9 protein-coding genes are annotated in these 8,205 nt (G+C 56.3%); 2 read left to right on the top strand and 7 right to left on the bottom strand.

The window, feature by feature from the left end:
- From BP822_RS08285 to iorA, 6 genes are all read right to left on the bottom strand, one after another.
- Positions 1-914, bottom strand: a 914-nt coding sequence (locus BP822_RS08285; protein WP_286878109.1) for a glycosyltransferase family 4 protein, incomplete at its 3' end; no start/stop codon positions are given.
- Between the two features lie 18 nt (positions 915-932).
- Entirely contained in the window at positions 933-2,057 is a 1,125-nt protein-coding gene (locus tag BP822_RS08280; RefSeq protein ID WP_286878108.1) for a glycosyltransferase family 2 protein, read from the bottom strand.
- Between the two features lie 78 nt (positions 2,058-2,135).
- On the bottom strand, positions 2,136-2,372 hold the full coding sequence (locus tag BP822_RS08275; protein WP_273271468.1) for a dodecin family protein: 237 nt from the start codon (positions 2,370-2,372) through the stop codon (positions 2,136-2,138).
- Positions 2,373-2,433: 61 nt separating this feature from the next.
- Positions 2,434-3,063, bottom strand: coding sequence for a HEAT repeat domain-containing protein (locus BP822_RS08270; protein WP_286857292.1), 630 nt, complete (start codon positions 3,061-3,063; stop codon positions 2,434-2,436).
- A gap of 17 nt (positions 3,064-3,080) precedes the next feature.
- Positions 3,081-3,668 (bottom strand): indolepyruvate oxidoreductase subunit beta, encoded by a 588-nt coding sequence (locus BP822_RS08265; RefSeq protein WP_013719078.1) that lies wholly within the window; start codon positions 3,666-3,668, stop codon positions 3,081-3,083.
- Positions 3,665-5,449 (bottom strand): indolepyruvate ferredoxin oxidoreductase subunit alpha, encoded by a 1,785-nt coding sequence (iorA, locus tag BP822_RS08260; protein ID WP_013719077.1) that lies wholly within the window; start codon positions 5,447-5,449, stop codon positions 3,665-3,667. The genes BP822_RS08265 and iorA overlap by 4 nt, the downstream gene beginning before the upstream one ends.
- 147 nt (positions 5,450-5,596) lie before the next feature.
- On the opposite strand from iorA, the gene BP822_RS08255 reads away from it, so the two are divergent.
- Together BP822_RS08255 and BP822_RS08250 are read left to right on the top strand one after the other, a co-directional pair.
- A complete protein-coding gene (locus BP822_RS08255) occupies positions 5,597-6,643 on the top strand; it encodes a radical SAM protein (protein ID WP_013719076.1) in 1,047 nt (348 codons plus the stop codon).
- A 38-nt stretch (positions 6,644-6,681) separates the two neighbouring features.
- On the top strand, positions 6,682-6,984 hold the full coding sequence (locus tag BP822_RS08250; RefSeq protein ID WP_013719075.1) for a DUF2551 domain-containing protein: 303 nt from the start codon (positions 6,682-6,684) through the stop codon (positions 6,982-6,984).
- A 165-nt stretch (positions 6,985-7,149) separates the two neighbouring features.
- Here the strand turns inward: BP822_RS08250 and BP822_RS08245 are convergent.
- The coding region (locus BP822_RS08245) for a B12-binding domain-containing radical SAM protein (protein WP_286878107.1) at positions 7,150-8,205 on the bottom strand (1,056 nt) is incomplete at its 5' end.

Genomic DNA, 8,205 nt, shown 5'->3' with positions numbered 1-8,205 from the left:
GCATTCATCCTGTGCTCGACAGTCACCACCGGCAGGCCGCAAGCATTGGCATCCAGGGCGGCCATGCCGAATCCCTCTCTGGTGGAGGGTGAGGCGAAGGCCCGGGAGGACTTCATCAGGGCCAAAGCATCATCATAGTTCTCCAGAAATCCGCAGAACTCGATATTTTTCTCCAGCCCCAATTTCCCTGTCAGCGATCTCAGCCTCTCCATCTCCGGCCCGTCGCCAATGATCGCTGCCCGCACATCCGGGATCTCTGACTTCATTATGCTCACCGCCTGAATTAGGAGGTGGATGTTCTTATGAGCGGCCAGCCTTCCGGCAAAAACGATATCAAAACTCTTTGGGGAGGGCGCTATCCCCTCGATCTTCTGCCAGTCGATGCCGTTTGGCACCACCTGTACCCCTCTTGCCCCCAGGCTCTCCAGATCCCTGGCCGTCCTCTTCGATACTGCCAGATTGCGATCGGTCAGCCGGGCAGCGATCAATTCAGTGATCCTGCCAATTTCTCCCTTCCTTCCCAGGTACTCATGCCAGTAATCTTTCCAGACCTCATGCCAGGTGATAAAGAGCTTCTGGTTCTTCTTCCTCCAACTGCTCAAGAGACGAGCGGAAAAGCAGGACAGATAAGGAAAATTCTGGCAGTCGACCGCCGCCTCCTTTGAGGGGTGAGAAAGCAGCCTGGCGGCAAAGTAGGCTGCCTCTCCAATCGATCTCTTTCCATTGACATAAAGGGGCCTGGGCTCGCATATGCCATGAAAGCGAACGCCCTCTCTTTCGATCTCGTCCTCTCCCTGCCACCATTTCATGCCGTAGCAGTGGACGACATGCCCGCGCGCCGCCAGCCTTCGGGAGAGCTCATAGATCCTCTTCTCCGCCCCCCCTTTGACCCAGGGATAGACGGCATCGTACACATAAGCGATCTCCACCTCTTATTCGCCATCCTGGTGCCCATTGTAAAGCAATAGCAGGCTGATGAACATCCCGGAGAAGATGGTCTGAATTCCAAGAATGGTGAGTATCATGGCCACCATAGCGTTCTGGGCGGCATCCAATGCACCAAAGCCCGCCCCTCTCCACCTCATGAGGACCACGAGGCCAATGACAATTCCCGCTGCCAGCAGAGCCAGCCCTATTAAGAGCTCTTTTTCCAGGGAATGGTAGCTGATCAGCTTCTTCATTCCGCTCGACTTGGAAAGGCCCCAGGCAGCGCCAAAAGCTCTGAAATGCATCCCGGCAAGAAGCATCTGATAGCCGATGATCAGCAGCAGTCCCCCCAGGATCAAGGAATGCATCCTCGAGCCACCCTCTATGTAAACCACCACTGCCAGGATCAGGCCGAGGAGGAGTGCTACCAGGCCCGGGACGAGCAGAAAGGGCCCTGGCCGGTAGAGCATCATGAATCGCATATGCCTCCAGCCATCGGTGAACGAGTTCAGCTTGGAGTCTCCCTGTCGAGGATAATAAGTAATGGGAACCTCAGCGATCCTCAAGCCGCGGGAGGCGGCCTCGATCACCATCTCCGAGGCGAACTCCATTCCCCCGGACCTGAGGTTCAGCTTATAGAGGGCATCCCTGGTTATGCCACGCAGACCGCAATGAGCGTCGGAGATTCCGGCGGAGAAGAGCCGGTTCAAAACCCAGGTCAAAATAGGATTTCCTACATAACGATGAAGGGCGGGCATCGCTCCTGGGATGATCCTGCCTTTGAGCCTCGATCCCATGACCAGGTCATACTCGCCGCTCTCCAGGCAGGGAAGCATATCCAAAATGGTCTCGGGGTCGTAGGTGAGGTCCCCGTCCATGAGAAATATATAGTCCCCTCCAGCCTCCTGGAAACCCAATAGGTATGCATTGCCATACCCCAGCCTCTGGGGGAATACGACCTTCGCCCCGCAGGAGGCAGCGATATCCGCCGTCTGGTCGGTGGAACTGTCCGCAACGATTATCTCTCCCTCAAGGCCCGCCTTCTCGAAGGCCTCCAGTGCCCTTTGGATACACTGGCGTATGGTTTGGGATTCGTTTCTGGTGGGGATGATCAGGCTTATCCGGGGCACATTTTCCCTTACTTTAGTTTAGCTGTTAAGCCTTTCCTTTTATAGATCATCTCCCGGAATCCGGGGATTACTTTGAGCTCAGAGCGTCTCGGGCTCGACCTCATGCTTAAAGGAGAGGGTCACCCTTACCCTGTACTCCATTATCCCTCCCTCTGTAAGCCTGGTGTCCATCCTCGTGACCTCGGCAATTCTCACGTTGGTCAGTTTTCGGTTCGCAGTATTGATTGCAGATTGGACAGCGTCCTCCCAGCTTTCATTTGAGGTTCCCACGAGATCGATAAAATTGTACACGCTCTTGCCTATTGGGGCTTCCATAACATATTCTATGCTCTTATGATTGATATATTTTGTCTGAAAAGAAAAAAGATTCGCAGATCTATTCTGCCTTCTTCTCTTCGCTCTTCTCTGCCTCTTTGTCCCCTGTTTCGGGTGAATCTTCGGGCGGCTGAGCCACAGGAGGCTGAGCCTCTGGCTTCTTGGGTCCCCTGCCCATGGCGATCAAAGAAGCCTTTGCCTGGATCCTGGCCAGGGGATAGTCGTCCTTGGCCACCTTCTCTAAAGCAGCCACCGCCCGGTTCTCCTTCAGCTCACCGATCACCCAGGCCGCTCCCGCACGCACATCCTTGTCTGCATCTTCCAGGGCCTCGATCATGCGATCGGATACCTGCTTTCCATATCCGGCAATGGCCACCATGGCATTGCTCTTTACCAGATACTCCTCGTCTTTGAGGGCCTCAATTAAAGCCTCCAGGGACTCAGATATATCCCGTTTAGAGAGGAGCATGATGGCGTTGGAGCGCACAAGCATATGCTTGTCCTTGGTGGCGGCGATCAGCTTCTCTATGGACCAGCTCATGTCGGGGAGGACGGCAGGCATGGAGGGCTCTGTCGCTCCGCAGGTTGGGCAGGCCTCTTCCCTCATGCTCCGGGTGATTACAGGCTCTGCCTTCTCCTCAGTTTTGTTTTCTTCTGGCTTGTTCTCAACCATTTTTTTCTCTTCTTCCATAGACTGGTCTATCTCCCCTATTCTACTTCAGCTTTTCCCAATGCAAATGCCCTCTTATTTGCCTCCAGATGCTTTGGCGGCACAACCTCAACCAGGGCTTGGATGATATGCTCCTCTGAGAGGGGAATATACTGGGAAAGGGCGCCGAGCATCACCACGTTCATGGCCTGAGCGGTTCCTGCCTTCCGCGCCAGGGCGGTGGCATCCAGGGCCAGGACCCTCTGGCATTGGCCACAAAGCGGCTCTATCAGATCATCTAAAGAGGGATACCGGGCTCTTCCGGTGGTGACAGTTACCGGCAGGACCGGCTGGTTGCTGATCAGGGCCACCCCATCTGGGGAGAGGAAATGGCCAAATCGCAGGGCCTCAGCTGGCTCCAGGGCGATCAAGAGATCGGCGCTGCCCGGAGCGACCAAGGGGCTGAAGCGGCATCCTATTCGGGTGTGATTGATCACGCTCCCCCCTCTCTGGGCCATGCCGTGGGTCTCCGCGCCTCGCACCGGCTTTCCCGCCAGGACTCCTGCCCTGCCGATCACGTCTGATATCAATATCACTCCCTGGCCGCCGACGCCGACGATCACCATATCGCATTCTGAGGTTCTCATATCTCCACCTCCAAAATGGCAGAGCTGGGGCAGATCTGGGCGCAGATCCCGCAGCCGGTGCATAGATTGTTGATCTTTGCCATCTCTCCCTCAAACTCAATGGCCGGGCAGCCGTACTCCACACAGATCCTGCATCCCTGACACTCATCGCTCACCTTGAAGGCCCGTGGCCGTGTCCCGCTTCGGCGGGCCTTGATCACGCAGGGCTGTCTGGCGATGACTACCGATAGGCCGGGAAAATCCTTAGCCCTCTGGAATCCCTCCATCGTCCCCTCAAGGTCGTAGGGATCAACGGTCTCGACCAGCCCTGCCCCCAAAGCTCTGGCCAGCTCCTCCAGCGAGACCTGGGCCGTGGGCTCGCCGGTGGCAGTGACCCCGGTTCCCGGATGAGGCTGATGGCCGGTCATGGCGGTGGTGGAGTTGTCCAGAATTGTCACTGTGATCCTGGCCTTATTGTAGGCGGCATTCAATAGGCCGGTCATGCCTCCATGCAGGAAGGTGGAGTCTCCGAGGCTTGCGCAGATCCCCTCCGTCTCACCGCCGAATCTTATGCCGCTGGCGAGGCTGATGCTCGCCCCCATGCACAGACAGGTATCAACCGTCCCCATGCCCACTGCCATGGTATAGCAGCCTATGTCGCTGGGATAGATCGCCTTCTTGCCATAGACCCGTCTCATGGCATAGTAGGTGGCACGGTGGCTGCAGCCTGGACATAAAGCCGGAGGCCGGGGTGGGACTATCTCCGCTGCTGCAAAGGATGCTCTCTCCATAATACCCAGGCCGTTCATCCTGGCCAGGGCATTTCTCACCGTAATAAGGTCCAGTTCTCCCTCGCGAGGGATCTCCTTTTCCTTGCCCAGGATCTGTATGGAGGGATTTATCTTCCCTGCCAGCATCGCCACCTGTTCTTCGACCACCGGCTCCAGCTCTTCTATCACCAGCACCCTCGAGACATGCTCGAGCATGCGGCATATCAGCTTCTTTGGGGCGGGATAGGCTCCAATCCTGAGCAGAGTGTGGTCAAGGTCCAGATCCGTCAGGGCCTCTTCGGCATACAGACCGGCAATCCCCGAGGCTATCACTCCCGTCTCCCCCCGGAGGGTTAGCCTGTTCCAGGGGCACCCCTCCAGCTCCTCTTCTATTGCTGGCTGCTTGGCCAAAAGCTCGTGGTGGAGCGGCCGGGCATGGCTTGGCAGGGCCACCCGTCGCGCAGGATTCTTGACGAAACGGCGCTCGACTGGAATTGGTCGATCCTGGCTCACCTCCACATCCGCCCGGGCATGAGAGACGCGGGTGGTGGGCCGGAGCATTACCGGGATGTTGAATTTCTCCGACAGCTCCAGGCCATAGATCGCCATATCCCGGGCCTCCTGGGGGTCGGCAGGATCCAGACAGGGAATGGAGGCGAACTGGGCGAAGCGTCGTGAGTCCTGCTCATTCTGGGATGAATGGCAGAAGGGATCATCGGCACAGATCACCAGCAGCCCTGCTCCTACCCCCAGGTAGGCCAGGGTCATGAAGGGGTCGGCGGCCACGTTCAGGCCCACATGCTTCATGGTGGCCACGGAGCGGCAGCCGGTCCAAGAGGCACCTGCCGCCACCTCCAGCGCCACCTTCTCGTTCACAGACCATTCTATATGTAGGGGCAGATCGCCTTTCAGCTCCACCAGGCCCTCAATGATCTCTGAGGAGGGAGTTCCCGGGTAGCCGGCGGCAAGTCCGATCCCCGCCTCCAGCAGTCCTTTGGCGATAGCTGCATTTCCGAGGAGATATTCTCTCACAAAGAACCATCCTTTTAAATATATTTTAATTATATTCTTTCTTTGAAAGGATCAATGCCCTTCTCTCTGATAACCGTTTTGATGCCGCTGCCCCTGTGCTCAGCCGATTCCACAAAATTGATAATCCAACCCACCTTTCCTGCAATCATGCTCCAGTGGCAATCCGATTCTGTGGGATCGATCTACAACTACCTCTCCCCTGGCTGCCAGATCTGTCGGCAGGGGGCGGGCCTGGTCCTCTTCGTCACTGGCCGGTGCGAACGGGGCTGCTTTTACTGCCCAATCTCCGAGGATCGAAGGGGAAAGGATGTGGCATATGCCGATGAGCAGCCGGTGGGAGAGCTGGCTGATATCCTGAGCGAGGGCAGGGCCATCGGCGCCCTGGGCACGGGGATCACGGGAGGAGAGCCCCTCTTAAGGCTGGACTATGTCTTGGATTGCATCCGGGCATTGAAGGAGGAGTTCGGAAGCGAGCACCATATCCACCTCTACACCGGCATTCTGCCCAACAGATCTGTCCTGAAGAGGCTGGTAAGAGCCGGCCTGGATGAGATCCGCTTCCATCCGCCTGATGAGGAATGGTCTGATCCAGTCGGACTAAAGGAGGTCCTGGAGGAGGCAAAGGCATTGGGATTGCAGGCTGGGGTGGAGATCCCGGCATATAAGCCAGCGCCCCAGATCGTTCATGCCGTCCGAGAAGCAGATGCCTTTCTGAACCTAAATGAGCTTGAGTTCTCAGAGACCAACTTCTCTCGTCTAATGGAAGAGGGTTTTTTGCCCCTGGACCTGGGCTGCGGTGCAGAAGGCAGCGAAGAGATGGCCCGAGGCTATCTATTGGATGACATCAAGGTGCATTACTGTCCCTCCCGCTTCAAGGATGCTGTGCAGCTGAGAGAGAGACTGCGACGCCGGGCGGAGAGGACATCCCGGCCGCTGGACTACATCACAGAAGAGGGAACCATAATCCACGGCATAATTGAGGGTAAGGAGGGTGATCTAAAGTCAGCGCTGGGGATCATCGATGGGCTGGAGGTGCCTGCTGAAATGTACTCCTGCCTGGAAGGAAGGATCGAGATCGCCGCCTGGATTCTGGAGGAGATATGCCCGGATCTAGAGGGCTGCAAATGCGATCTTTGTATAATTGAGAGGTATCCTCTGCAGGATGGACCGGTCGTGGAGAGAATACCTTTATAATCCTTAAATCCATTCTTTCGAGGCGGTGATTTTGCCGGATGGAGAGCGCGGAAGAACGAATCCAGGAAAGACTGAGGAATTATCTTAAGCGAGATGGCGTGGGAATCCGGAAGGCGGTCTTGAAGCTTTTCCTAAGCGATGGTGCCTATACCACGGAGGACGTCTTCACCTATCTCGCGAAGGAGGGCTTTGACGTCAGCTACCGAGGGGTTTCGGCGATGGTCGGGCTCATGAACACTCGCCTGGGCATTTTGAGCATTGATGTCTCTGGGGATCACAACGTTTACTCCCTAAAGGGGGACCACAAAGGAGTGGTGAGGTCTGTTTTGGAGAATTATTGATCTAATATCTCTGAATCCGGATGCGCGCTCGGCAATTCCGACATGTCAATGGCAAAATATTTGTGTTTGCATAAGAATACCTCTAGTACTATAATGATAGCGTGACGCTGGTGCTAGAACGTCTCTTCCGCTTCTCAGCTCCATATGCCACCGCTAGGCAGGGGCTCAGTTGGGCGGCTCGCCTCTTTTCATTCTCTTCAGATATTTATTAAGTGCGACGTCTGCGATCAAGTTCACTCCGGTCAAGGCAGCGTGAACCAGTGGTCCTGCAGTCATCCTCTCTTTGTATAGCTGGTGCAGCTTCTTCAAATGCTTTAGGTTGTACTCAAGACACAGACCTACCAGATGCCAGTGCTCGGGCAAGGCATCGGCCTTTGAAAAGCCCCTTGTGCCGCCCAGTTTCGTCTCGGCGATGGTGGTGAAAAAGAGGGGGAGCATTAGGCCGGTGTAATCTTTCAGAGACTCCACCAGCTCCGTGGTCCGGATGACATCCTCTGCCGTCTCTCCAGGCAGGCCCAAAACCAGGCTGGCCACGGGAAGCCAGGATTCCTCGTCGAAGAGGCGGTAGCAGTCCTCTACGATCTGGGGCCAGTTCTCCGTCTCTCCAGGAAGCGCCTTTTGGGGCATATGCATCTTCAGGATGCGGCAGCTCCCCGTCTCTATCCCTATCCAGGCAGACATGTGGTTCTGATCCGAGCCTATGCCCACGATCTTGGAGATCTCTCTTAATAGACCCTGGTTGGAGTGGACCGAGGCCAGGCTGAGATGGGAGAAGTCCATCGTCTTCGGCCCCAGCTTCTTGACTTCGGTCACGAGCTCAGTCATCTTCTTTTCATTCGGCCTTGTGCCTTTGGAGCCATAGGAGAAGACGTCCTCGCTGTGGAGGATGATATCCTCTTGGCCGCATTCCAGGTTCACCCGCACGTCTTTAAGAATATTTTCAATAGGCCTGTGGCGCACAGAGCGCATGGTGGGCGAGCAGAAGGCGCATCCTCTCCAGCAGCCCCTGCCGATCTCCACAATTCCGCCAATGGTCGCTCCTCTGTTTACCGGTATCTTATCCCCAGGCACCGCCGATCCCCGCAACACCTCCGGAACGTTCTCTCCTCTTATGATCTGCCGGCAGATCTCGGGAAAATCGCTCTCGCCCTCTCCCAGGTAGATGTGGTCGACATCCACCTTCTCCCCCATGACCTCCCAGGCGCCGTTTCCACCCAGGAC

It is taken from the genome of Methanosaeta sp. UBA458, assembly GCF_002496085.1.
In the GTDB taxonomy this organism is placed as follows: Archaea; Halobacteriota; Methanosarcinia; order Methanotrichales; family Methanotrichaceae; genus Methanothrix; species Methanothrix soehngenii.
This window is presented reverse-complemented; position numbering and strand designations above follow the sequence as displayed.